The 24,390-nt window shown below is 72.4% G+C and carries 25 protein-coding genes; all 25 read right to left on the bottom strand.

Features of this window, described 5'->3' with window-relative positions; translation table 11 throughout:
- Positions 1 to 13 precede the first annotated feature (13 nt).
- The 25 genes from AOM06_RS11775 to pyrR all read right to left on the bottom strand — a co-directional run bounded on the left by AOM06_RS11775 (position 14) and on the right by pyrR (position 24,279).
- Complete coding sequence (locus AOM06_RS11775) at positions 14 to 922, bottom strand: helix-turn-helix transcriptional regulator (protein ID WP_062306300.1); 909 nt, start codon at positions 920 to 922, stop codon at positions 14 to 16.
- Positions 915 to 1,889, bottom strand: coding sequence for a helix-turn-helix transcriptional regulator (locus AOM06_RS11770; RefSeq protein ID WP_062306296.1), 975 nt, complete (start codon positions 1,887 to 1,889; stop codon positions 915 to 917). Before AOM06_RS11770 ends, AOM06_RS11775 begins: the two co-directional genes overlap by 8 nt.
- Entirely contained in the window at positions 1,889 to 2,731 is an 843-nt protein-coding gene (gene hisG / locus AOM06_RS11765) for an ATP phosphoribosyltransferase (protein ID WP_062306293.1), read from the bottom strand. The genes AOM06_RS11770 and hisG overlap by 1 nt, the downstream gene beginning before the upstream one ends.
- Before the next feature lie 8 nt (positions 2,732 to 2,739).
- Positions 2,740 to 3,003: a phosphoribosyl-ATP diphosphatase gene (locus AOM06_RS11760; RefSeq protein WP_062306290.1), complete on the bottom strand. Its 264-nt coding sequence runs from the start codon at positions 3,001 to 3,003 to the stop codon at positions 2,740 to 2,742.
- 51 nt (positions 3,004 to 3,054) lie between these two features.
- On the bottom strand, positions 3,055 to 3,474 hold the full coding sequence (locus tag AOM06_RS11755) for a hypothetical protein (protein WP_156163689.1): 420 nt from the start codon (positions 3,472 to 3,474) through the stop codon (positions 3,055 to 3,057).
- A 63-nt stretch (positions 3,475 to 3,537) separates the two neighbouring features.
- Complete coding sequence (ribH, locus tag AOM06_RS11750) at positions 3,538 to 4,002, bottom strand: 6,7-dimethyl-8-ribityllumazine synthase (protein WP_062306284.1); 465 nt, start codon at positions 4,000 to 4,002, stop codon at positions 3,538 to 3,540.
- Positions 3,999 to 5,240: a GTP cyclohydrolase II gene (gene ribA, locus AOM06_RS11745; protein WP_174447472.1), complete on the bottom strand. Its 1,242-nt coding sequence runs from the start codon at positions 5,238 to 5,240 to the stop codon at positions 3,999 to 4,001. The genes ribH and ribA overlap by 4 nt, the downstream gene beginning before the upstream one ends.
- Complete coding sequence (locus AOM06_RS11740) at positions 5,237 to 5,827, bottom strand: riboflavin synthase (RefSeq protein WP_062306280.1); 591 nt, start codon at positions 5,825 to 5,827, stop codon at positions 5,237 to 5,239. Before AOM06_RS11740 ends, ribA begins: the two co-directional genes overlap by 4 nt.
- Entirely contained in the window at positions 5,828 to 6,826 is a 999-nt protein-coding gene (gene ribD, locus AOM06_RS11735) for a bifunctional diaminohydroxyphosphoribosylaminopyrimidine deaminase/5-amino-6-(5-phosphoribosylamino)uracil reductase RibD (RefSeq protein ID WP_228372943.1), read from the bottom strand.
- A gap of 19 nt (positions 6,827 to 6,845) precedes the next feature.
- A complete protein-coding gene (gene rpe, locus AOM06_RS11730) occupies positions 6,846 to 7,514 on the bottom strand; it encodes a ribulose-phosphate 3-epimerase (protein WP_062306276.1) in 669 nt (222 codons plus the stop codon).
- Positions 7,515 to 7,556: 42 nt separating this feature from the next.
- Positions 7,557 to 8,903: an RsmB/NOP family class I SAM-dependent RNA methyltransferase gene (locus AOM06_RS11725; RefSeq protein ID WP_062306273.1), complete on the bottom strand. Its 1,347-nt coding sequence runs from the start codon at positions 8,901 to 8,903 to the stop codon at positions 7,557 to 7,559.
- The gene (gene fmt / locus AOM06_RS11720; protein ID WP_062306270.1) at positions 8,900 to 9,835 is read right to left on the bottom strand and encodes a methionyl-tRNA formyltransferase; all 936 of its coding nucleotides are present in this window, start codon (positions 9,833 to 9,835) and stop codon (positions 8,900 to 8,902) included. The genes AOM06_RS11725 and fmt overlap by 4 nt, the downstream gene beginning before the upstream one ends.
- A 22-nt stretch (positions 9,836 to 9,857) precedes the next feature.
- Positions 9,858 to 11,879 carry a primosomal protein N' family DNA-binding protein gene (locus AOM06_RS11715; RefSeq protein WP_062306267.1) on the bottom strand — a complete coding sequence of 674 codons (2,022 nt, stop codon included), beginning with the start codon at positions 11,877 to 11,879 and terminating at the stop codon, positions 9,858 to 9,860.
- On the bottom strand, positions 11,831 to 13,000 hold the full coding sequence (metK, locus tag AOM06_RS11710; protein WP_062306264.1) for a methionine adenosyltransferase: 1,170 nt from the start codon (positions 12,998 to 13,000) through the stop codon (positions 11,831 to 11,833). Before metK ends, AOM06_RS11715 begins: the two co-directional genes overlap by 49 nt.
- A gap of 27 nt (positions 13,001 to 13,027) precedes the next feature.
- Complete coding sequence (locus AOM06_RS11705; RefSeq protein ID WP_062306261.1) at positions 13,028 to 13,618, bottom strand: hypothetical protein; 591 nt, start codon at positions 13,616 to 13,618, stop codon at positions 13,028 to 13,030.
- Between the two features lie 47 nt (positions 13,619 to 13,665).
- Positions 13,666 to 14,889 carry a bifunctional phosphopantothenoylcysteine decarboxylase/phosphopantothenate--cysteine ligase CoaBC gene (gene coaBC, locus AOM06_RS11700; RefSeq protein WP_062306258.1) on the bottom strand — a complete coding sequence of 408 codons (1,224 nt, stop codon included), beginning with the start codon at positions 14,887 to 14,889 and terminating at the stop codon, positions 13,666 to 13,668.
- An 8-nt stretch (positions 14,890 to 14,897) separates the two neighbouring features.
- Entirely contained in the window at positions 14,898 to 15,170 is a 273-nt protein-coding gene (gene rpoZ / locus AOM06_RS11695; RefSeq protein WP_062306255.1) for a DNA-directed RNA polymerase subunit omega, read from the bottom strand.
- 38 nt (positions 15,171 to 15,208) lie between these two features.
- Positions 15,209 to 15,763 carry a guanylate kinase gene (gene gmk / locus AOM06_RS14805; protein WP_062306252.1) on the bottom strand — a complete coding sequence of 185 codons (555 nt, stop codon included), beginning with the start codon at positions 15,761 to 15,763 and terminating at the stop codon, positions 15,209 to 15,211.
- Positions 15,760 to 16,074 carry an integration host factor, actinobacterial type gene (gene mihF / locus AOM06_RS14800; RefSeq protein ID WP_042212116.1) on the bottom strand — a complete coding sequence of 105 codons (315 nt, stop codon included), beginning with the start codon at positions 16,072 to 16,074 and terminating at the stop codon, positions 15,760 to 15,762. Before mihF ends, gmk begins: the two co-directional genes overlap by 4 nt.
- Before the next feature lie 28 nt (positions 16,075 to 16,102).
- Positions 16,103 to 16,942, bottom strand: coding sequence for an orotidine-5'-phosphate decarboxylase (gene pyrF, locus AOM06_RS11680; RefSeq protein ID WP_062306249.1), 840 nt, complete (start codon positions 16,940 to 16,942; stop codon positions 16,103 to 16,105).
- A gap of 130 nt (positions 16,943 to 17,072) precedes the next feature.
- Positions 17,073 to 20,369 (bottom strand): carbamoyl-phosphate synthase large subunit, encoded by a 3,297-nt coding sequence (gene carB, locus AOM06_RS11675; RefSeq protein WP_062306247.1) that lies wholly within the window; start codon positions 20,367 to 20,369, stop codon positions 17,073 to 17,075.
- Complete coding sequence (carA, locus tag AOM06_RS11670; RefSeq protein WP_062306243.1) at positions 20,362 to 21,492, bottom strand: glutamine-hydrolyzing carbamoyl-phosphate synthase small subunit; 1,131 nt, start codon at positions 21,490 to 21,492, stop codon at positions 20,362 to 20,364. Before carA ends, carB begins: the two co-directional genes overlap by 8 nt.
- A complete protein-coding gene (locus tag AOM06_RS11665; RefSeq protein WP_062306240.1) occupies positions 21,489 to 22,793 on the bottom strand; it encodes a dihydroorotase in 1,305 nt (434 codons plus the stop codon). The genes carA and AOM06_RS11665 overlap by 4 nt, the downstream gene beginning before the upstream one ends.
- Positions 22,790 to 23,749, bottom strand: a complete 960-nt coding sequence (locus tag AOM06_RS11660; RefSeq protein WP_062306236.1) for an aspartate carbamoyltransferase catalytic subunit — start codon at positions 23,747 to 23,749, stop codon at positions 22,790 to 22,792. Before AOM06_RS11660 ends, AOM06_RS11665 begins: the two co-directional genes overlap by 4 nt.
- A 2-nt stretch (positions 23,750 to 23,751) precedes the next feature.
- Positions 23,752 to 24,279, bottom strand: coding sequence for a bifunctional pyr operon transcriptional regulator/uracil phosphoribosyltransferase PyrR (gene pyrR / locus AOM06_RS11655; RefSeq protein WP_062306233.1), 528 nt, complete (start codon positions 24,277 to 24,279; stop codon positions 23,752 to 23,754).
- Positions 24,280 to 24,390: the final 111 nt, after the last annotated feature.

Raw genomic sequence — 24,390 nt, 5'->3', positions numbered from 1 at the left:
ACTGATGACCAGTCTATCGCTGGACGTCGAGCACAGCCTTCGCCTGGCGCTCGAGCGCGTCGGCGAGTCGCCGAGGTGAGACCGAGCGCAGGTGCGGGGCGACCGCGAGCAGCCGCCCGGCCACGAAGGCGGCGTCGACCACGTCGAAGGTCGCGACCACCGCATCGTCCGCGTCCTCGATGACCACGCCCGGCATGTCCTCGACCGCGTAGCGGCCCGCACGCCCGACGGTCACCGTCGCCCGGAAGGCCGGGGTGAGCGAGAAGCCCGCGGAGTCCGTGGGCGGATGCTCGATCGCCCCGTCGAGGACGGTCGCCGAGGCGATGCGGTCGAGCCGCAGCACGCGGTAGTCCTGCGCGCGGCGGCAGAAGCATTCGAGGTAGGCGTGGCCGTCGATGACCACGAGGCGGTGCGGGTCGACCACGCGCGTCGAGCGCCGGTCCATCGCGTCGACGTACTCGATCTCGACGCGCCGGTAGCGGTCGATCGCCTCGACGAGCGGCTCACGGATCTCCGGCCCGACCTGATCGTCACCGACGACGGTGACGGGCTCCGCGAGAGCATCGCGCAGCTTCTCGAGCAGCTGCGTGCCCGCCTCCGGGAGCGCACCCGCGCCGCGCATCGTCGACAGCGCCCCCACGAGCGCGACCGCCTCGCGCGGCGACAGGCGCACCTGGGTGACCCCGTCGTTGCGCACGAGCGACGCGATGTCCTGGTCGAAGGCGTCGGCCGAGAAGTCGATGGGCAGCCACGAGTCGCCCGGCTCCGACGCCACCCAGAGCGCGTTGATGTCGCTGCGCACCTGGGCGACGGTGACGCCGAAGTGCTCGGCCAGCTCCGAGAACGGCGTGTCGCCGTGACGCTCGACGTACGTGAGGATGCCGAGCATCCGCACCAGCCGATCGGTCGCCTGCTCAGCCACGCTCCACCTCCAGCGCCGCGGTCGCGGCCTTGATCACCGCGTCGGCGAGCGGCGCGGGGGCGACGATGCGCGCCCCGCCGGCCAGCGCCAGCACCTCGGCCACGAGCGCATCCGCGTGCGCGTAGTCGACGTCGTAGAGCTCCCAGCCCTCCTCCGCGCCCACCGGCGTCCCGCGCCGACGCAGGGCGTGGGCGGACTCGGGCCGCAGGGCGATGCGCGCGGTCGCGACATCGCCGCTCTCGGCGAGCGCGCCCAGCGGGATGTCCTTGGGGATCGCGTAGGCCCCGGGCTCGCCGACCGGTCGTACCTTGCCGCCGATGCGCTGGACGCGGAACGTGCGCGGCTCCTCGCGGTCCCGGTCGAAGCCGATCACGTATGCGATGCCGGCACGCAGCACCACGCGCCACGGGTCGATGGTGCGCGTCCCCGCGCCCGAGCTCACCGAGGAGTACTCGAACCGCACGGTCTGGCGGTCCGCGACCGCCTCGACGAGCGACCCGAACGCATCGTTGGCCACCGCCGGCAGGGCCGCGAAGGGCAGCTCCACGCGCGGGCCGTGCTCCGCCGACGAGGCGAGCTTCATCACGGTCTGATGCGCATCGCCCCCGAGGACCGCGCCACGCCAGTAGTCGGTCGCGATCGACACGACCGCCAGCTCCGCGGCGGTGAGGTCGAGCGCCGGCATCGCCGCCTCGGCGGGCCGGATGCGGTAGCCGATCTCGTCCCCGTGCACCGGGTCCTCGACCGTCTCGATCGGGACCCCGAGCTCGCGCAGCTGCTTCTTGTCGCGCTCGAACATGCGCTCGAAGCTCGCGTCCGCCTTGCGACGTGCCTCCTCGTCCGCGCCGTACGGCAGCGGCTCGTAGCCCTCGATGGTGTCGCGGATCTGGTCCCGCGTGAGGCGGTGACGCGTGCTCGACAGCCCGATGATGAGGTTGAGCAGGCGCTGCGCCTTCTCGACCGGCATCAGACCCTGACCGCGAGCAGCTCGGTGGTGAGGATCGCGCGCGCGCCCACGGCGTACAGCGCGTCCATGATGTGGTTCATCTCCTTGCGCGGGATCATCACGCGGACCGCGTGCCAGTCGGAGCCGTGCAGGGGCGTCACGGTGGGAGCCTCGAAGCCCGGGCTCACCGCGATGGCCTCGTCGAGCTTGTCCGCGGGAACGTCGTAGTCGACCAGCACGAACTTGCGCGCGGTGAGCACGCCGCGGAGGCGGCCCGTGAGGATCGCGATGTCCTCGACCGGCGCGTCCTGCGCGCGGATGAGGATCGCCTCGGAGCCGAGGATGGGCTCGCCGAAGATCTCGAGGCCCGCAGCCCGCAGCGTGGTGCCGGTCGACACGACGTCCGCCACCACATCGGCCACACCCAGGCGCACCGAGGACTCGACCGCGCCGTCGAGGCGCACCACGGTCGCGGTGACGCCGTGCGAGGCGAGGTGCTGCTCGACCAGGCGCGGGTAGGACGTCGCGACCCGCTTGCCGTCGACGTCCGCGATGGACGATGCGACGCCGGGCTCGGCCGCGTAGCGGAAGGTCGAGCCGCCGAAGCCGAGCTCGAGGTGCTCGACCGCGTCGGCACCCGAGTCGATCAGCAGGTCGCGTCCCGTGATGCCGGCGTGCACGGTCCCGGCGCCCACGTAGACGGCGACGTCGCGCGGGCGCAGGAAGAAGAACTCGACGTTGTTGCGCTCGTCGACCAGCACCAGCTCGCGGGGATCGCGACGCTGCTGGTAGCCCGCCTCCTTGAGCAGCTGGACGGCGGGCTCGGACAGGGAGCCCTTGTTGGGCACGGCGATGCGGAGCACTTCTCTCCTCAAAGGTTCTTGTAGACGTCGTCGAGCGTGAGGCCCTTGGCGACCATCATCACCTGGGCCCAGTACAGGAGCTGCGAGATCTCCTCGGCAGCCTCCTCGTCCGTCTGATGCTCGCAGGCCATCCAGGACTCGGCGGCCTCCTCGACCAGCTTCTTCCCGATCGCATGGACGCCCTTGTCGAGCATCTTGACGGTGCTCGAACCCTCGGGCCGCTCCACGGCGCGGCGCTGCAACTCCTCGAACAGGCTCTCGAACGTCTTCACGTCCGCCAGCCTATCGGTCCCGGCGTGGCGGACCGGCCTCGACGCCGCGGTTCAGCGAAGGCCGTCGCGGAGCACGAGGACGACCATGCAGGCCCACGGGACGCCCATGAGCGCGGTCCCGATGACCGACAGGAGGAGCGAGCGCGCCGTCCAGCCGCCGAGCATCATCGCGAGCTCGTCCGCGGCGAAGCGCGCGCGTCGCAGGTGCGCCGCGATCGAGAAGCCGATCGCCGCCACCGCGACCGTGCCGGGGATGACGACCCACCCCGCGAGCTCCACGATCGACAGCGGGTTCCCGCCCTCGGTCATGGCGGAGCCCAGGCCCGCCAGCAGGACCCAGGGCGACGCGAGCACGTAGAGGATGCCGATCAGCAGGGAGCCGAGCGCGAGGACGTGCGCGATGTCCAGCACGCGCGCCGACGCCCGCCTCTGCTCGAGGTTGTCCGCCGCGCCGTGCGCCATGGTCTCCACAGGCGTACCCGACCACGGAGGCAGGTCCGCTGCAAGCCCCCAGATCGGGGGGCGCCGCGGCCCCTACAGGCCGCGCAGGACGACCGCGGTCGCGAGGGCGGCCTCGACCGCCTCGGCGCCCTTGTCCTCGCTCGAGCCGGGCAGTCCCGCACGGTCGAGCGCCTGCGCGTCGTCGTCCGTGGTGAGGATGCCGAAGCCGACCGGCGTCGCGTGCGTGCGCGCCACATCGGTCAGCCCGCGGGTGACCGCGTCGCACACGTACTCGAAGTGCGGGGTGCCGCCGCGGATCACCACGCCCAGGCACGCGATCGCATCGGCGCCCTTCCGCGCGAGCGCCTCGGCGACCACGGGGAGCTCGAACGCCCCCGGCACGCGCGTGACGCGATACGAGGCGCCCGCGGCCTCGGCGGCCCGGATCGCGCCCGCGACCAGCCCGTCCATGACCTCGGTGTGCCACGAGGACGCGACGATCTCGACCGTCATGCCCGACGCGTCGACCTCGACGGTGGGCGCTCCTGCACCGCTCATGAGTTGTCTCCCCACAGGTGTCCCATCCGCAGCACCTTCGTGCGGATGTAGCTCTCGTTCTCCGGATGCGCGCCCACACGGTGCGGGATGCGCTCGATGCACTCGATGCCGGACGCGCGCAGACCCTCGACCTTCGCCGGGTTGTTGGTGAGCAGGCGGATCTGCATGAGGCCCAGGTCGTGAAGGATCGATGCCGCCGCACCGTACTCGCGGCGGTCGACCGGCAGGCCCAGGTGCGTGTTGGCGTCGACGGTGTCGTAGCCCTGGTCCTGGAGGCCGTACGCCTGGACCTTCGCCGCGATGCCGATGCCGCGTCCCTCATGCCCGCGCAGGTACACCACCGCTCCCCCGTCCTCGACGATCCGCGCGATCGCGGCGTCGAGCTGAGGGCCGCAGTCGCAGCGCAGCGAGCCGAACGCGTCGCCGGTGAGGCACTCGGAGTGCACGCGCACGTACGGGACGGTGCCGGGCTTCGGAGGGACCACCAGCGCGACGTGCTCGTCGCCGGTGCGCGCGTCGCGGTAGGCGTGGATGGTGACCTCGCCATGCCGCGTGGGCAGGCGGGCCTCGCCCTGGTGCAGCACGCGCTCGGGGCGGGGGGCGATCGGCGGTGCGAGGTCGCCCACCGCTCGCCGGTACTCGATGAGGTCCTGGATGGTGAGGAACGTCAGCCCGTCGCGCGCGGCGATCGCCGAGGCGTCGCCCTGGCGCATCATGGTGCCGTCGTCGTTGACCATCTCGCCGATCACGCCCACGGGCTCGAGGCCGGCCAGACGGGCGAGGTCCACGCACGCCTCGGTGTGGCCGGGACGATGCAGGACGCCCCCGGGCACCGCGCGCAGCGGCAGCACGTGACCGGGTCGGATGAGGTCCTCCGCGGTCGCGTCCGGGTTCGCGAGCACCTTGAGGGTGGTGGTGCGGTCGGCGGCCGAGATGCCGGTGGTGACGCCCACGGCCGCGTCGACCGAGACCGTGTACGCGGTGCGGCGCGGGTCCTGGCTCGAGGGCACCATGAGGGGCAGGTTGAGCGAGTCGGCGCGCTCCGTCGGCATGGGCGCGCACAGGTAGCCGCTCGAGTGGCGGATGCCCCAGGCGATCCAGTCCGCGGTCGCGGTCTCGGCGGCCATGATGAAGTCCGCCTCGTCCTCGCGGTCGCGTGAGTCGGACACGAGGACGGGCTTGCCGTCCCTCATGTCCGCCAGCGCCTGCTCGACGAGCGCGATCACGTCCACGCTCATGCGTGCGCCGCCACGAGCTTCTCGACGTACTTCGCGACGACGTCGACCTCGACGTTGGCGCGCGCGCCGACCTCGATGGAGCCGAACGTCGTCTCCGCCAGGGTGGTCGGGATGAGGGAGACCGTCACCCGCGCATCGTCGATCTCGGCGACCGTGAGGGACACGCCGTTGAGAGCGATCGACCCCTTGCGGACCACGTAGCGGGTGAGCTCGGCCGGGATCTCGAACGTGAGGTCGGTCCACTCGGGCTGCGAGTCGCGCGTCACGAGCGTCGCGACCCCGTCCACGTGGCCCTGCATGATGTGGCCGCCGAGGCGCCCGCCCGCGGGGGTCGCCCGCTCGAGGTTGACCTGCGAGCCCGCCGCGAGGTCGCCGAGCGCGGTGGTCTCGAGCGTGACGCGCATGACGTCAGCGGTCCAGGTGCTGCCCTCGTGCGTCGCGACGGTGAGGCACACGCCCTGGACGGCGATCGACTCGCCGTGGACAAGATCGGTGAGGCCGGGGGCCTCGATGGTGAGCCGTGCGGTCGCGTCGGTGCCGGTCACGGAGGTGACGGTGCCGAGCGACTCGACGATGCCGGTGAACATCTACTGCGGTCCTCTCTGGAAGAAGGCGGTGACCAGCGTATCGACGCCCAGGGCGGTCGCGGTCACGTCCCGCCCCCTCAACGCCCCGCCCATCGTCCCGATTCCCAGGTCTCCCACGGCCGATGTCCCGGCGCCCAGGATGGCCGGGGCGATGTAGGCGTGGACCTCGTCGACGAGGCCCGCGCGCAGGAACGCGGTGGTGACCGTGCCCCCTCCCTCGACCACCACGGTACGCACCTCGCGCGCGGCGAGCGCGGCGAGCGCCTCGTGGGGGTCGTGGGAGCGGATGGCGATCGCGTTGTCGTCGCGCCACACCTTGGCCCCGAACGTGTCGCGTAGCCCGAGCACCGCGCGCAACGGCTGGTGGGGGTCCTCGATGTGGGGAGGTCGGGCCGAGAGCGACGGGTCGTCGACGACGACCGTCCCCGTGCCCACCAGGATCGCGTCGACCTCGGCACGCACGCCGTGGGCGTGAGCCCGCGCCTCCTCGCCCGTGATCCAGAAGCTGGTGCCGTCCTGGGCGGCGGTGCGGCCGTCGAGCGTCTGCGCCCACTTCACGATCACCCAGGGGCGGCCCTGCTCGACCGCGCCGAGCCAGCGCCGGTTGAGCGCCGCGGCGGGCGCGTAGGCCGCATGGCGGGCGTCGATGCCGCGACCCCGCAGCACCTCGCCGCCTCCGGCCGCCTGAGGGTTGGGGTCCTCGACCGCGAAACGCACCGACGCGATGCCCGCGGCGGCCAGCGCGTCGGTGCACGGCCCCGTGCGGCCCGTGTGGCTGCACGGCTCGAGGGTCACGTACGCGGTGGCGCCTGCCACGTCGTGCCCGCGCTCGCGCGCATCGGCGAGCGCGGCGGGCTCGGCGTGCGGGGTCCCCGCGCCGCGATGCCAGCCTTCGCCCAGCATCGTGCCGTCGGCTGCGACGATGACGCAGCCCACACGCGGGTTGGGGCCGTGCGCAGGTCCGCGCGCCGCGAGCTCCACCGCGCGGGCGAGATGCACCGCGTCGGCGCCGGCGGCCTCACGCGTGATGGTGCACCGCCTCCGCGAGCTCGCGCAGCGCGGCGATCTCACCGGCCCGGTCCGGGGCGCCGTAGATCGCGGAGCCGGCGACCACCACGTCGCAGCCGGCCTCGACCACGGTGCCGATCGTGGCGCGAGCGATGCCGCCGTCGGTCTGGAGCCGGAGGTCCCGCCCGGCGGCCTCGGCGGCTGCCCGCAGCGTCGTCAGCTTGGGCACCATGTCCGCCATGAAGGACTGGCCGCCGAAGCCCGGCTCCACGGTCATCACGAGCACCATGTCGAGCGTGTCGATGAGCGGCAGCACGTCCTCCACCGGGGTGCCGGGCTTGATGGCGCACGAGGCCCGCTTGCCCAGGCTGTGGAGGTCCGCGGCGATCGCGCGCGGGTCCCGCGCCGCCTCGAGGTGGAACGTCACCGATGCGGCTCCTGCCTCCGCGTAGCGCGGCGCCCAGCGGTCGGGGTCGTCGATCATGAGGTGCGCGTCGATGGGCAGCGGCGAGACCTGCGCGATGCGCTCGACCACGGGCAGCCCGAGCGTCATGTTGGGCACGAAGTGCCCGTCCATCACGTCGACGTGCAGCCAGTCCGCGTCGGCGACCTCGAGGATGTCCCGCTCGAGGTTCGCGAAGTCGGCGGACAGGATGCTCGGCGCGATCTGGATGGCCATGCGACGAGCCTAGCCGTGACCGCGGCGGCCCAGATCCGCGTCTCAGCTGAGGGGCTTCTCCAGCAGCGCGAGGAACATCGCGTCGGTGCCGTGCACGTGCGTCCAGAGCTGGACGTGCGGCCCCTCGCCCCACATGCGGGGCACGGTGCCGGTCACCGCGGCGACCGCGTCGCGCGCATCGAGCTGACGGAGCGTGGTGCCGGCCACGATCTCGCGCGTCTCGGCGAGGACCGGCGAGCACGTGATGTAGGCGAGCAGCCCGCCCGGGGCGAGCAGCCGCTCGGCGTTGGCGAGCAGCGCCTTCTGGAGGTCGACGAGCTCGGGGAGGTCCTCGGGCTGGCGCCGCCAGCGCGACTCGGGCCTGCGACGCAGCGCGCCCAGCCCCGAGCACGGCGCGTCGAGGACGATGCGGTCGTACGCCTCGTCCTCGCCCCACGTGGTCCCGTCACCGGTATGCACGGTGACCACGCCCTCGGGAACGGCACGCGTCGAGCGGCGCACCAGGTCCGCGCGGTGGGGGTGCAGCTCGACCGCGTCGAGCGTCGCGGCTCCGTCCGCGGCGAGCGCACCGAGCAGCGCCGCCTTGCCTCCCGGACCCGAGCACAGATCGAGCCAGCGCTCGCCGGGCTCGACCGGCTGCGCATACGCCAGGGCGGCCGCGACCACCTGGCTGCCCTCGTCCTGCACCGCCGCGGTGGCGTCGGCCACCGCCTCGAGGTCGCCGGGACGCCCGCCGGGCAGCACCACCGCGTACGGCGAGTACTCGCCGGCCTCGCCGCCAGCCTGCTGGATCAGCTCCTCGCGGTCGATCAGCCCGGGTCGCGCCACGAGCGTGACGCGCGCCGGCGAGTTGTCCGACTCGAGGAGCGCGGTCACCTCTCCCCCGTGCCCGTCGGCGGCGAGCGCCTCCTCGAGCTCCCGCACCACCCACTCCGGGTGCGAATGGCGCGTGGCGACCGCCGCGCGCGAGTCGCCCGCGGCGACCGCGGCGAGCCAGCCCTCGGCGTCCCGCTCGGTCACGCGGCGCATGATCGCGTTGGCGAACTTGGCGGCACCCGCACCGCGCTCGCGGCGGACCTGGTCGACCGTCTCGTTCACGGCGGCATGCGCGGGGACGCGCATGGCGATCGCCTGATGCGTGCCGAGCCACAGCGCGACGCGCACCTCGGGATCGAGGTCGCGCGGGTCGCGGCCCGAGGCCTTGCCGATGATCGCGTCGTACAGCCCGCGCATGCGCAGGGCTCCGTACGCGAGCTCGGTGGTGAAGCCGGCGTCGCGCCCCTCGAGCCCTGCCTTCTCGAGCAGCGAAGGGAGCAGCAGGTTCGCGTACGCGCCCTCGGTCGAGACCGCCATCACGCAGTCGTAGGCGACGTCCCGTGCGCGGCTCATGCCTCCCCCAGCTGGGCGCCCTCGCCCAGGCGTGCGCCGCGCCACCAGGCCGCGGCGTCCATCGGCTTCTTGCCCGCGGGAGCGATCCAGCTGAGCGCGACCGGCTCGGTGCCGGTGCCGACGAGCACCTCGCCTGCCTCCTCGCGGAGCTGCCCCGGAACGGTGCGGGCGCGCTGCGGCCGCGGCGACACCGGGCCGAGCTTGGCGACCGAGCCGTCGGGGAGCGTGGTCCAGGCGCCCGGCGCGGGCGTGCACCCGCGGATGCGGCGGTCGACGAGGTGCCCCGCGAGGTCCCAGCGGACATAGGCGTCCTCGCGCGTGAGCTTCTCCGCGTAGCTGACGTCGTCGCCGCTCTGCGCGGCGGGTCGGGCCACGCCCGAGTCCAGCGCCTCGAGCGACTGCACCATGAGCGGCGCGCCGAGCCGGGCGAGCCTCTCGAGGAGGTCGCCCGCGGTGTCGGTGACGCGGATGCGCTCGGTCAGCGTGCCGATCACCGGCCCGGTGTCGAGCCCCTTCTCGATGACGAACGTGCTCGCGCCCGTGACCTCGTCGCCGGCCATGATCGCGCGCTGCACCGGGGCGGCACCCCGCCACGTGGGGAGCACCGAGAAGTGCAGGTTCACCCACGCGAGGCGCACCGCCTCGAGCAGCCGCGGGCGCAGGATCTGCCCGTACGCCACCACCGCGGCGGCGTCGACCTCGAGCTCCTTGACGCGGGCCACCACCTCGGGCGCGGAGGCCTTCTCCGGCGTCCATACGTCGAGGCCGCGCTCGAGCGCGTACTCCTTGACGGGCGACGGATGGAGCGTGCGACCACGCTTGCCGCGCGCGTCGGGTTGGGTCAGGACGGCCACGATCTCGTGGCCCGCATCCTCGAGGGCGGCCAGCGTCGGGACGGCGATCTCGGGCGTTCCGGCGAAGATCAGGCGCATCGGACCAGTCTAGGGGCGGCTCTCAGGACACGGGTTCCAGCGGGGCGTCGACCCGCATGCGCAGCTCGCCGTCGCCGGCCTTGGAGAACTCCTGCTGCCGGCGGCGCAGCACGTCCACCACGGCCTGCGCGGCCCTGCGCGTCACCAGCAGCGTGACACCGCCCTTCGCGTCGACGACCGCCACGTCCCTGTGGCGCTCGAGGCGCTCCCCCTCGACGGTCTCGGACAGCGCGAGCGTCAGCACGGGCCGCTCCCCCCAGAGCCGGATCGCGCGCCGGTACGGCGGGAGGGCGAGGTCGGCACGCTCGAGGTAGGCCTCCCACGCGGAGTCGCCGGCGGACCACCCGACCAGCGCCTCACGGACGGCGGGCGGCAGCTCGCCCACCGCGAGCACCTCTCCCCCGTCGCCGCGAGGGCGCGCGAGCGCCGCGACCGACAGCCACCAGCGCAGCGCCTGGAGCTCCGCGCCGAGCGCGCCTCCCGCCGGTACGTCCGCGCCGACGATGACGATGCGCGCGTAGCCGCCGACGACCGCCGGCAGGGCCCCCGGGGTGGCGACGACGATCCCCTCCGAGACCTGACCGTCGGGCACGGTGCCGACCGCGCCGGCGGACAGGGTCACCGGGACCCCGGGCGCCATCGCGGTGACCTGCTCCGCGATCCGCTCGACGCCCTGCCGCAGCTGCTTGGTCGCCGGCGAGCCGCACTGGGAGCAGTGCCAGTGCGGATGCTCGGCGCCGCACTCGCCGCACCGCAGCGGGTCGGCGGCGGAGTCCCGGCGCAGGGGCCCGTCGCAGGTCGGGCACGCGGCCCACTCGCCGCATCGGGCGCAGGCCGTGGCCCGCACGTAGCCGGCGCGCGGGACCATGATGCCGACGGGCCCGTGCTCGAGCGCCGCGCGCGCCCGGCGCCACACCGAGGCCGGCATCCAGTGCCAGCCCGAGGCGCCCTCGGCCTCCCGCCGCGCATCGTCCACCACGGTGACCAGGGGCGTCGCGCTGCGCACCTCGCCGCGCGGCACGCCCGCACGCTCGGCCCAGCCGTGCGCGACCAGCGACATCGCCTCGACGCTCGGCGCGTACGAGGCGAGGAGCACGCCGGCGCCGGCCTCGTCCGCCCGCATCGCGGCCAGCGTGCGCGCGTGCGGATACGGCGCGTGGGGATCGTCGTAGACCGGCGAGGCCTCGTCCCACATGACGATCAGCCCGAGCGCCGGCACCGGCTGGAGGGCGACCGGGCGTGTCCCGAGCACGATGCGCGCGTGGCCCTGGAGGGCCGCGAGATAGGAGCCGAACCGGACGGACGAGCCGTCGTCCGCGTGGAGCACCGCGAAGTGACCGCCCGAGCGGGCAGTCCAGCGTGCGAGCCCCGCGCGCTCCAACGCGTCGGAGGCCGCCGCGACCGCGCGCGCGTCGGGAAGGATCACCAGCGACGACAGGCCTCGTGAGGCCACGGCCACGGCGGGCGCGAGCAGTGCGTCGATCGGCAGCCCGTGGCGGCGGGACGGGTCGGGCACCGCCTCCCAGACGATCCGGGCGCCTCGCGCGACGGCATCGTCGGGAAGGGAGACCTGCGCCGCGGCGGGCGCGAGCGTCGCGTGAGCCTCGGCGAAGGCCTGCTCGTCGTGCTCCACCGTGGACCAGTCGCGCTTCTCGACCCCGGCGACCCGAGGCGGGGCCATGAGGCGGAGCACGTCCCACAGGCTGCCGCCGTAGCGCCGGGCCACCTGCTCCGCGAAGACGATGGACTCCGGCGTGTACGAGGGAACCGCCGAGGCGGAGTGGAGCGGAAGAAGCGTGCCCTCGAAGTCGCTGTCGTCGTCCAGCGCGATCACCACGCCGTTGAGCAGGCGCCCGCTGAAGCGCACGCGCACGCGCGAGCCCACGGCGACGGTGGCGAGCAGCTTCTCCGGCACCTCGTAGTCGAAGGGCCTGTCGAGGTGCGGCAGCTCGCTGTCGACGCAGACGCGCGCGACAGTGCGGGGCAGCAGCGCGGCTATCGCGCCGCGCTCGCGAGATCGGCGGCGCGGTCGGTGCGCTCCCACGTGAAGTCGGGCAGCTCGCGGCCGAAGTGCCCGTACGCGGCCGTCTGGCGGTAGATCGGGCGGCGCAGGTCGAGCGCCTCGATGATCGCGCCGGGACGCAGGTCGAAGACGTCGCGGATCGCGGCGACGATGCGGTCCTCTGCCACCGTCGCGGTCCCGAAGGTCTCCACGTACAGGCCCACGGGATGCGCGGTGCCGATCGCGTACGCGACCTGGACCTCGCAGCGGTCGGCCAGACCGGCGGCCACCACGTTCTTGGCGACCCAGCGCATCGCGTACGCGGCCGAGCGGTCGACCTTCGACGGGTCCTTGCCGGAGAACGCGCCGCCGCCGTGGCGCGCCATGCCGCCGTAGGTGTCGACGATGATCTTCCGGCCCGTGAGGCCCGCGTCACCCTTGGGCCCGCCGATCTCGAAACGACCGGTGGGGTTGATGAGCGAGCGGTGCGCGGAGGCGTCGAGCTCGTAGCGTGCGAGGACCGGGGCGATCACCAGCTCCTCGACGGCGGCCCGCAGGTCCGCGGTGGCGAACTCCTCCGCGTGCTGGGTCGACACGACGACCGTGTCCACCGAGACGGCGCGCTCGCCGTCGTAGCCGATGGTCACCTGCGCCTTGCCGTCGGGACGCAGCCCGGCGACCTCCCCGGAGCGGCGCACCTCCGCGAGGCGCCCGGTAAGGGCGTGCGCCATGTGGATGGGCAGCGGCATGAGCTCGGGGGTGTCCTGGCACGCGTAGCCGAACATCAGGCCCTGGTCGCCCGCGCCGAGCTCGTGGTCCGCCGAGTCCGTCGCGTTGCCCACGCCCATCCAGATGTCGGGCGACTGCTCGCCGATCGACACCGAGACGCCGCACGAGTCGCCGTCGAAGCCCACATGGGACGACGTGTAGCCGATGTCGTTGACCACGCCGCGGATGGTTCCAGGGATGTCGACATACGCCTCGGTGGTGACCTCACCGGCGACGTGCACGAGCCCCGTGGTCACCATGGTCTCGACCGCGACGCGCGACAGCGGGTCCTGACGGAGCATCTCGTCCAGGATCGCGTCGGAGACCTGGTCGCAGATCTTGTCGGGGTGACCCTCGGTCACGGACTCGGAGGTGAACAGCCTGAGGGAGGTCATGCGGGACATCGTAATGGCGGGGTGCGACTACCCGGCCGCCTCGAAGGTGACCGTGCCCAGGAGCAGCGAGAAGCTCCCGGCCGCGTCGTCGTCACGCGTCTCGGACGCCACGCGCCAGACCCTGTCGCCCGTGTCGACCACGAGGAGCGGGTCGGGCACGGCCTCCGGGTCCCAGCGCAGGGTGAGCCCATCCACCGCATCGGGGTACGCGTCCCAGCTCGCTGCCTCGCTCGCCGTGGTCGGGACCACGCGGTACGTGTACGGGCCGATCTCGCAGAGGTCGTCGGTCTCGGCGAAGTCTCCGGAGTCGCCCGTGCCCGTGTAGACGCACACGTGGTACCCGTCCCCCACCGCGTCGATCTGGACCCGGGCGCTCTCGGGCGCGACGAGGACGATGCCATCGGATGCCGCCTCGGCGCGCGCGTCCGCCTCGCCGCCCGTGATCAGCCGCCAGCCCAGGAGCGCGCCCAGGACCACCACCGCCATCGTGACGAATGCGATCCACGTGCGGTGCGGACGGACGTCGTCGAGTCCGTCGCCTCCGGCGGTCAGCGCGGCGAACGCCGGGTCGAGGGCGCCCTCGCCGTGATGCGCGGCAGGCTGCTGTCCATGGATCATCGCTGCTCCCCCAGGTAGATGCCGGGATCATAGCCCCGGGGAGACGCTCAGCCTCGGAGCCGCGCCACCGCGTCGAGCACCGCATGCGCCACGGCGAGCTTGCTGCCCGCCGCCCGGGCGAGCTCCTCGCCCGACGCGTCGAGCATCGTCAGCTCGTTCGGGACGTCGCCGAAGCCGCGGCCGCCGCCCACGGGGTTGAAGACGAGCAGGTCGGCTCCCTTGCGCCGCGCCTTGGCGCGCGCGTGCTCGAGGGCGGAGGCGGCATCGTCGCCCGTCTCCGCGGCGAAGCCCACGACCGTGCGGCCGGGCACCTGCGCGAGCACCAGGGACCGGAGGATGTCCTCGGTCTCGACGAGCTCGAGCGACAGCGTCCCGCTGCCGTCCTTCTTGATCTTGGTGGTGGAGGCCTCGCGCGGTCGGAAGTCGGCGACCGCCGCGGCCATGATCACCACATCCGCCTCGGCGGCGGCCTCGCGCACGGCATCGGCGAGCTCCACGCTCGTCTCGACGTCGATGCGCGCGACGCCCTCGCTCAGCGGGAGCGTCACGTTCGCCGCGACCACCGTCACGTCCGCGCCGCGTTCCCGCGCCGCCTCCGCCAGCGCGAAGCCCTGATGGCCCGAGGACCGGTTGCCCAGGTACCTGACGGCGTCGATCGGCTCGCGCGTCCCCCCGGCGGAGATGATGACGCGCACGCCGGCGAGGTCGCCCCAAGGGGCGGACGATGAGCCGGCGGGCACGGGTCCCCCGCCGACCACGGCGTAGGCCGCCGCGACGATGTCCTCGGGCTCGGGAAGGCGCCCGGGTCCCGAGTCGGGACCCGTGAGCCGACCGACCGCGGGTTCGATGACCGTGATCCCACGGGAGCGCAGCGTCGCGACGTTGGCCTGCGTCGAGGCCTGCTCCCACATCTCGGTGTGCATCGCGGGCGCCACCACCACGGGGGCCCGCGTCGCGAGCAGGGCGTTGCCCAGGAGGTCGCGAGCCTCGCCGTGGGCGAGCTGCGCGAGGAAGTCGGCGGTCGCGGGCGCGACCAGCACGAGGTCCGCCTGCTGGCCGAGCCGCACGTGCTCGACCGCGGGGACGTTGTCGAAGGTGTCCGTCGTGGCGGGGAGGCCCGACAACGCCTCCCACGTCGCGCGCCCCACGAACTGCAACGAGGCAGCCGTGGGGACCACGCGGACGGTGTGACCGTCCTCCTTGAGCCGTCTCAGCACGATGGCGGCCTTGTACGCCGCGACCCCGCCGGTGACGCCCAGGAGGACGCGCACGGGGTGGGTTACTCCTGCTCGCCGGAGTCGCCGAGCTCCAGCAGGTCGCCCTGGTTGAGCTCGCGCAGCGCGACCGACAGCGGCTTGTCGGTGGTGTCGGCCTCGACGAGCGGGCCCACGTTCTCGAAGTGGCCCTCGCCCAGCGCCTCGTAGTACGAGTTGATCTGGCGGGCGCGCTTGGACGCGTAGATCACCAGGGCGTACTTCGAGTCCACCTTGGCGAGCAGCTCGTCGATCGGCGGGTTGGTGATGCCGATGGGGTTGGCAACGGTTCCGGCCACGTTCACTCCTCAGATTTCACAAAAAGACTCGGGACAGTCTACCGGGTCCCGCGGACCACCGACAGGAGCTCCGCCGCGGCGCGCTCGACCGTGTCGTTGACGATGACCTGGTCGAACTCCTCGACGGCCGCCATCTCGTCCCTCGCGGTGGCGAGACGACGCTCGCGCTCGTCCGCGTCCTCGGTGCCGCGGCCGACGAGCCGGTTCACGAGCTCGTCCCACGACGGCGGCGCGAGGAAGACGAAGTGCGCGTCCGGCATCGTCTCCTTGACCTGCCGCGCGCCCTGGAGGTCGATCTCCAGGAGCACCGGTTCACCCTGGGCGAGGCGCTCGTCGACGGGACCCCTCAGCGTGCCGTAGCGGTTCTGACCATGGACCACGGCGTGCTCGAGGAACTCCCCCGCCGCGATGCGACGCTCGAAGTCGTCGCGCGAGATGAAGTGGTAGTGGACTCCGTCCACCTCGCCCGGGCGCGGGTCGCGAGTGGTCGCGGAGACGGAGATGTAGACCTCGGGTGCCATGTCGCGCAACGTGCGCACGACGGTGCCCTTGCCGACCGCCGTCGGGCCGGCAAGGACGATGAGTCGGCTCATCGACGCTCGCGTTCGACGAGCGCGTCGACCTGGTGCTGACCCAGGCCGCGGATGCGGCGGGCCAGCGAGATGCCGATCTCCTCCATCACGAGCTGCGCGCGCTTGGGGCCGATGCCGGGAAGGCACTGCAGCAGGTCGCGCACGCGGATGCCGGCGAGGGCCTCGTCCGCCTTCGCACGCCGGATCGCCTCCGCGAGGGACATCTCCCCACGCGTGAGCTCCTCCTTGAAGACACGTCGTGCGGACCGCACGGCGGTCGCCTTCACCAGCGCTGCCGCGCGCTGCTCATCGGTAAGTTCCGGGGTGGCCATGGCCTCTCCCTCCAAAGTCGGCCTGCGACTAGCGCAGGATGCTCCTCGCTGCGGACGATGCCTCGATGGTGGCCTCGCGCAGCTTCTCGACGACGGGGCCGGCCTGAAGCACGCCCCTCGACTGGTTGACGAGCACGCGACCCCGCGCGTTCCCGAAGACCAGGGACAATTCCGCCGCACCCGCCCCTTGAGCACCCACTCCAGGGGACAGGATGGGACCATTGACCCGGTCCAGATCGATGCCGAGCCGCTGGACGGCGTCCCCCACGGTCGCGCCGACCACCAGGCCGACGTCTCCCATGGGGCTGGCATCGATGTTCAGCGCGGCCGCCTCGTCGGCGACCACGGCCGCGACGGCTCGGCCGTCCGGCGCGATCGCGTGCTGGACCTCAGGTCCCTCGGGGTTCGAGGTGAGCGCCAGCACGAAGATGCCCTTGCCGTGCTCCGCGGCAAGGTCGAGCGCGGGCTTCAGCGAACCGAAGCCCAGGTAGGGCGAGACGGTGAGCGAATCGGCCTCGAGCGGGGCACCTGGCCTCAGGTACGAGTCCGCGTAGCCCTGCATCGTCGAGCCGATGTCGCCGCGCTTCGCGTCGAGCACCGTGAGGATGCCGAGCTCGCGGGCGCGCCCCAGCACATGCTCGAGGGCCGCGACCCCGGCCGAGCCGTGGCGCTCGAAGAACGCCGCGTTGGGCTTGACCGCCGCGCATGCCCCGGCTGCCGCCTCGAGCACCGCATCGCCGAAATCGGCGAGCGACTGCGCCGTGTCCTCCATGCCCCACGCCGCGAGCAGACCCGGGTGGGGATCGATCCCCACGCAGAGCGGACCGTACTGGTCCATCGCGGCCGCGAGACGGGCGCCGAACGCCATCCCTACCTCCTTGTGAGCTGCCCTGAATGTGCAGCCATAGCAACACTACCTGCGATGTTGGACGGGCGCGCGGGCGCGCCCCGGGCGCGTCGCATCGTCCCCGGCGAGGGGACGATGCGACGCGAGGGTGTCAGGCGCGCGCGGCGTCCTGAAGGCTGAGCACCTCGAAGGGCCCGGCCTGAAGGGCCTCGATCGCGAGCACCGCGGCCGAGAGCTGCTGGGTCGTCGTGACGATCGCGATGTCCGCGGCGGTGGCCGCGGCGCGGATCTCGTAGCCGTCCGCACGCGCGCCCTGACCGGACGGCGTGTTGATGATGAGATCGACACCGCCCTCGTGGATCACGTCGACGATGGTGGGCTCGCCGTTCGGGCCACGGCCCTCCGAGTGCTTCCTCACGACGGTCGACGGGATGCCCATGCGCTGGAGCACCTGCGCGGTGCCCGCGGTCGCGAGGATCTCGAAGCCGAGCTGGCGCAGGCGCGCCACCGGGAACGTGATCGATCGCTTGTCGCGGTCCGCGGTCGACACGAAGACCTTGCCGCCGGTCGGCAGGCCGCCGAAGGCCGCCGACTGCGACTTCGCGAACGCGAGCGGGAAGGTCTCGTCGAAGCCCATGACCTCGCCCGTCGAGCGCATCTCGGGGCCGAGCACGGAGTCGACCGCGATGCCCTCGTGCGTACGGAAGCGCTTGAAGGGCAGCACGGCCTCCTTGACGGCCACGCGCTGGTTCATGTCGACGCTCGCCGCATCGCGCTCGGGCAGCATGCCGCTGGCCTTGAGCTCCGCGATGGTCGCGCCCGCCATGACCTCCGACGCCGCCTTCGCGAGCGGGATGCCCGTGGCCTTGGCGACGAACGGGACCGTGCGCGAGGCGCGCGGGTTCGCCTCGAGGACGTAGAGCACGTCGCTCACGAGCGCGTACTGGACGTTCATGAGACCGCGCACGCCGATACCGCGCGCGAGGGCCTCGGTCGAGGTGCGGATGCGCTCGAGCTCGGCCTTGCTCAGCGAGAACGGCGGCAGCACGCACGCCGAGTCGCCCGAGTGGATGCCGGCCTCCTCGATGTGCTCCATCACGCCGCCGAGGAACATCTCCTCGCCGTCGAACAGCGCGTCGACGTCGATCTCGATCGCGTCGTCGAGGAAGCGGTCCACGAGCAGCGGAGCATCGGTGGCGTGGTCGCCGACCGAGTCCATGCGCGTGCCGTAGTCCTCGAGCTGCGCGCGGTCGTAGACGATCTCCATGCCGCGGCCGCCGAGCACATAGCTCGGGCGGACGAGCACCGGGTAGCCGATGGACTCGGCGATCTCGATGGCCTGCTCGATGCCGTGCGCGGTGCCGTAGGCCGGGGCGGGCAGCTTCGCGTGGTCGAGGACGCGGCCGAAGGCGGCGCGGTCCTCGGCGTTGTCGATCGCCTCGGGGCTGGTGCCCAGGATCGGCACACCCGCGTCGGCGAGGCGCTGCGCGAGCGACAGCGGGGTCTGCCCGCCCAGCTGGACGAACATGCCCTTCACGGGGCCCACCGCGAGCTCGGCCTCGTAGACGGCCATGACGTCCTCGAACGTCAGCGGCTCGAAGTAGAGGCGGTTGGCCGTGTCGTAGTCGGTCGAGACGGTCTCGGGGTTGCAGTTGACCATGATGGTCTCGTAGCGGTCCTTGAGCGTCAGTGCCGCGTGCACGCACGAGTAGTCGAACTCGATGCCCTGGCCGATGCGGTTGGGGCCCGAGCCGAGGATGATGACGGCCTCGCGGTCGCGCGGCTGGACCTCGGTCTCGGCGTCGTACGAGCTGTAGTGGTACGGCGTGCGGGCCTCGAACTCGGCGGCGCACGTGTCCACGGTCTTGAACACGGGCAGCACGCCGAGCGCCTTGCGGATCTGGAAGACCTCGTTGACCTTGAGGCCGCGGAGGTCCGCGATCTGCTGGTCGGCGAGGCCGTGGCCCTTGGCCTCGCGCAGCAGGTCTGCGTCGAGGGTGCGCGCGGCGGCGACCTTGGTGGCGACCTCGTTCATGAGGAGCATCTGGTCGAGGAACCACGGGTCGATCTTGCAGGCGTCGAACACGCGCTCGAGCGTGATCGTGCCGGCCTCGACCGCGCGCAGGCACTGCTGGACCTGGATGAAGCGCTTCTCCGTCGGGATCTCGATCGCGCGCAGCAGCTCCTCGAGCTCCTCCCCCGCCGGGACGGGGCCGTCCCAGTGGAAGTTGGCGCCCTTCTTGTCGATCGAGCGCAGCGCCTTGCCGAGCGCCTCGGTGAAGCTGCGGCCCAGGCTCATCGCCTCGCCCACGGACTTCATGGTGGTGGTGAGCACGGGGTCCGCGGCCGGGAACTTCTCGAACGCGAAGCGGGGCACCTTGACCACGATGTAGTCGAGCGTGGGCTCGAAGCTCGCGGGCGTGGAGCCCGTGATGTCGTTCGGGATCTCGTCGAGCGAGTAGCCGATCGCGAGGCGCGCGGCGATCTTCGCGATCGGGAAGCCCGTGGCCTTCGAGGCCAGCGCCGACGAGCGCGACACGCGGGGGTTCATCTCGATGACGATGATGCGGCCGGTGTCCGGGTGGATCGCGAACTGCACGTTGCAGCCGCCCGTGTCGACGCCGACCTCGCGGATGATCGCGATGCCGATGTCGCGCATGCGCTGGTACTCGCGGTCGGTGAGCGTGAGCGCGGGGGCGACGGTGACCGAATCGCCGGTGTGGACGCCCACGGGGTCGACGTTCTCGATCGAGCAGACGACCACCACGTTGTCGTGCTTGTCGCGCATGAGCTCGAGCTCGAACTCCTTCCAGCCGAGGATGGACTCCTCGAGGAGCACCTCGGTGGTCGGCGAATAGTGAAGCCCTGCGCCGGCGATGCGGCGCAGGTCCGCCTCGTCGTAGGCGAAGCCCGAGCCCAGCCCGCCCATCGTGAAGGACGGACGCACGACCACGGGGTACTTCAGCTGCTCCGCGGCGGCGAGGCACTCGTCCATCGTGTGGCAGATCACCGAGGCCGCGGAGTCAGCGCCGCAGCGCTCCACCACGCCCTTGAAGAGCTCGCGGTTCTCGCCCAGGTGGATCGCCTCGAGGTTCGCGCCGATGAGCTCGACGTCGTACTTGTCGAGGATGCCTGCCTCGGCCGCGTCGATCGCGGCGTTGAGCGCGGTCTGACCGCCCAGGGTCGGCAGCAGCGCGTCGGGGCGCTCCTTCGCGATGACGCGCTCGATCACCTCGGTGGTGATGGGCTCGACGTAGGTCGCGTCGGCGAACTCCGGGTCGGTCATGATGGTGGCCGGGTTGGAGTTGATGAGGATGACGCGGATGCCCTCGGACTTGAGGACGCGGCACGCCTGGGTGCCGGAGTAGTCGAACTCGCAGGCCTGGCCGATGACGATCGGGCCGGACCCGATGACCAGGACGGACTTGATGTCGTCGCGCTTAGGCATTGCGGCCCTTCATGAGGTCGAGGAAGCGGTCGAAGAGGTACGAGGCGTCGTGCGGACCCGCCGCGGCCTCGGGGTGGTACTGGACCGAGAACGCGGGGATGTCGCGGCACTCGAGGCCCTCGACCACGTCGTCGTTGAGGCACACGTGGCTCACGAGCACCTTGCCGTAGCCGTTCGGGGAGTCCGACTCCCCCTCGAGCGGCGCATCCACGGCGAAGCCGTGGTTGTGCGCGGTGACCTCGACCTTGCCCGTGGTGCGGTCCATCACCGGCTGGTTGATGCCGCGGTGGCCGAAGGCCAGCTTGTACGTGCCGTAACCGAGGGCGCGGCCGAGGATCTGGTTGCCGAAGCAGATGCCGAAGAACGGCACCTTGGCGTCGAGGATCTCGCGCAGCGTCGCGACGGTCGCGTCCGCCGCGCCCGGGTCGCCGGGGCCGTTGGAGAAGAACACCCCGTCAGGGCTCATCGCGAGGATCTCCGCGGCCGGCATGCGCGAGGGCACCACCGTGACGCGGATGCCGCGCTGCGCCATCTGGTGCGGCGTCATCGCCTTGATTCCGAGGTCGACGGCCACCACGTGGGCCTGCTCCTCGCCGATCGCGGGGACCTCGTAGGGCTCCGTGACCGAGACCTCGTCCGCGAGGTGCGCGCCCTTCATCTGCGCGGACTCGCGCACTCGGGCGAGCAGCGCATCGTCCGAGGCGAGGGCGTCGCCCGAGAAGATGCCGGCGCGCATCACGCCGGCGGTGCGGAGGACGCGGGTGAGCTGACGGGTGTCGATGCCCGAGATGCCCACCACTCCCTGCGCCACGAGGTCCTCGTCGAGGCTGCGCTGCGCGCGCCAGTTCGAGGGGCGACGGGCGGGGTCGCGGACCACGTAGCCGGCGACCCAGTACTGGCGCGACTCGTCGTCCTCGTCGTTGACCCCGGTGTTGCCGATGTGCGGGGCCGTCATCACGACGATCTGCTTGTGATAGCTCGGGTCGGTGAGGGTCTCCTGGTATCCGGTCATGCCGGTGTTGAAGACGATCTCGCCGAGCGTCTCGCCGACCGCGCCGTAGGCGCGGCCCTCGAACGTCTGGCCGTCCTCGAGGACGAGGACGGCGCGGGTCGCATCGGTCACGCGAACGCTCCTTCGAAACGGGGGCTGAGGTGGGTGGGCTCGCCGCGCAGCAGGGTGGCCACGGCGCGGCCCGGGAGCTCCATGCCACCGTACGGGGTGTTGGAGGCGCGCGAGGCCAGCTGGGCGCCGTCGACGGTCCAGGCCTCGTTCGGGTCCACGAGGGTGATGTTGGCCGGCTCGCCCTCGGCGAGCGGGCGGCCGTGCTGGTCCTCGACCTTGCCGATGCGGGCGGGGTTCTCCGACATGAGGCGCGCGACGTCGCGCCACGTGAGCGCTCCGGTGTCGACGAGCGCCTTCTGGATGACGCCGAGCGCGGTCTCGAGGCCGAGCATGCCGAACGAGGCGGCGGCCCACTCGCAGTCCTTGTCCTCGGCCGCGTGCGGCGCGTGGTCGGTCGCGATGATGTCGATGGTGCCGTCCGCGACCGCGGCACGGAGCGCGTCGACGTCGGACTGCGTGCGCAGCGGCGGGTTGACCTTGAACAGCGGGTCGTAGGTCCGCGCGGACTCGTCGGTGAGGAGCAGGTGGTGCGGCGTGGCCTCGGCGGTCACGCTGATGCCGCGTGCCTTGGCCCAGCGGATGATCTCCACGGAACCGGCGGTCGAGAGGTGCTGGACGTGGACGCGCGAGCCCACGTGCTCGGCGAGCAGGGCGTCGCGCGCGACGATCGACTCCTCGGCCACGGCGGGCCAGCCGGCGAGACCCAGCTCGGCGCTCACCTCGCCCTCGTGCATCTGCGAGCCCTCCGTGAGGCGGAGGTCCTGCGCGTGCTGGACGATCGCACCGTCGAAGGTCTTCACGTACTCGAGGGCGCGGCGCATGATCACGGGGTCGTAGACGCACACGCCGTCGTCGGAGAACAGGCGGACATTCGCCTTCGAGTGCGCCATGGCGCCCATCTCGGACAGGTGCTCGCCCTTGAGGCCGACCGTGACGGCGCCGACCGGGAAGACGTCGACCAGGCCGATCTCGCGCCCCCGGCTCCACACCTGCTCGACCACGCCGGCGGTGTCCGCGACGGGGTTGGTGTTGGCCATCGCGAAGACGGCGGTCCAGCCGCCGCGCGCGGCGGCGCGCGAGCCGGTCTCGATGGTCTCGGCGTCCTCACGACCGGGCTCGCGCAGATGCGTGTGCAGGTCCACGAGGCCCGGGAGGGCGACCAGGCCGGTGGCGTCGACGACCACGGCACCTTCGGGGGCGGTCACCTCCCCCACCGCCGTGATGACGCCGTCCTCGATGAGGAGGCTGGCGGTGGTGTCGCCGTACAGCGACGCGTTCTCGATGACGATGGGGCGGCTCACTGGGCGCCCTCCTCTCCGGCAAGCAGCAGGTACAGGGCGGCCATGCGGACGGCGACGCCGTTCGCGACCTGCTCCACGATGACGGAGCGGGGCGAGTCGGCGGCCTCGGCCGAGATCTCGAGGCCCCGGTTCATGGGGCCGGGGTGCATGACGATGGCGTGGTCGGGCAGGCGGCGCATGCGGTCGCCGTCGAGGCCGAACAGCCGCGTGTACTCGGCGGGGCTCGGGAAGAACGCCGAGCCTCCGCCGGTCATGCGCTCGCGCTGGACGCGCAGCATCATGAGCGCGTCGATGTCGTACGCCTCGAGCGCCTGGTCGAGCGTGTGGACCACGTCGCACGGCCACGGGTCGATCCCGACCGGGACCAGCGTGGCCGGCGCCACGAGCACCACCTTCGCGCCGAGCGTGTGCAGCAGGTGCACGTTGGAGCGCGCGACGCGGCTGTGGAGCACGTCGCCGACGATCGCGACGGTGAGGCCCGCGAGGTCCGCGCCGGTGGGGTCGGAGACCAGGTGGCGGCGCATCGTGAAGGCGTCGAGCAGCGACTGCGTGGGGTGCTGGTGGGTGCCGTCGCCCGCGTTGAGCACGCTGCCGTGCAGCCAGCCGCCGTGCGCGAGCTGGTAGGCCGCTCCGGAGGCCCAGTGGCGGACCACCACGGCGTCCGCGCCCATGGCCTGGAGCGTGAGCGCGGTGTCCTTGAGGGACTCGCCCTTGCTCACCGAGCTGCCCTTGGCGGAGAAGTTGATGACGTCAGCGCTGAGGCGCTTGGCCGCGGCCTCGAAGGAGATGCGGGTGCGGGTCGAGTCCTCGAAGAAGAGGTTGACCACGGTCTTGCCGCGCAGCGTGGGGAGCTTGCGGACCTCGCGCTCCTGGGTCGCCGCCATCTGGGCAGCGGTGTCGAGGATGAGGATCGCGTCGTCACGCGAGAGGTCCTGCGTGCTGAGAAGGTGGCGCATCGTCACTCCCCCTTGCGCAGGATCACGGCGTCCTCGCCGTCGAGCTCCTCGACGTGGACGTCGACGCGCTCGGAGCGGGAGGTGGGGATGTTCTTGCCCACGTAGTCGGCCCTGATGGGCAGCTCGCGGTGGCCGCGGTCGACCAGCGTCGCCAGCTGCACGGCGCGCGGGCGGCCGAGGTCGCGGATCGCGTCGAGGGCGGCGCGGATGGTGCGGCCCGTGTGGAAGACGTCGTCGACCAGGACCACCACGGCATCGTCGATGCCGGCCTCGGGCACCGTGGTGGTGCCGATGGCGCGCGTGGGGTTCTTGAAGAGGTCGTCGCGGTACATCGTGATGTCGAGCGCGCCCGTGGCGACGTCGGCGTCGAAGCCGGGCTCGATCTCCGCGATGCGCTGCGCGAGACGATGCGCGAGCGGCAGCCCGCGGCTCGGGATCCCGAGGAGCACCACGTCGAGGGCTCCGTCGTTGCGCTCCACGATCTCGTGGGCGATGCGTGTGAGAGCGCGCGAGATGTCCGCCGCCCCCATGATGGTGCCAGTCACCTGGCGACCCCCTTCCCCGCCTCACAGGACGGTCATTAAAGGATGTCTGGGTGTGCGCTGGTCAGCCTACCGGATGCCACGGCCTCGGGCTCCCGC

Source organism: Demequina subtropica (assembly GCF_000971235.1).
In the GTDB taxonomy this organism is placed as follows: domain Bacteria; phylum Actinomycetota; class Actinomycetes; order Actinomycetales; family Demequinaceae; genus Demequina; species Demequina subtropica.
This window is presented reverse-complemented; position numbering and strand designations above follow the sequence as displayed.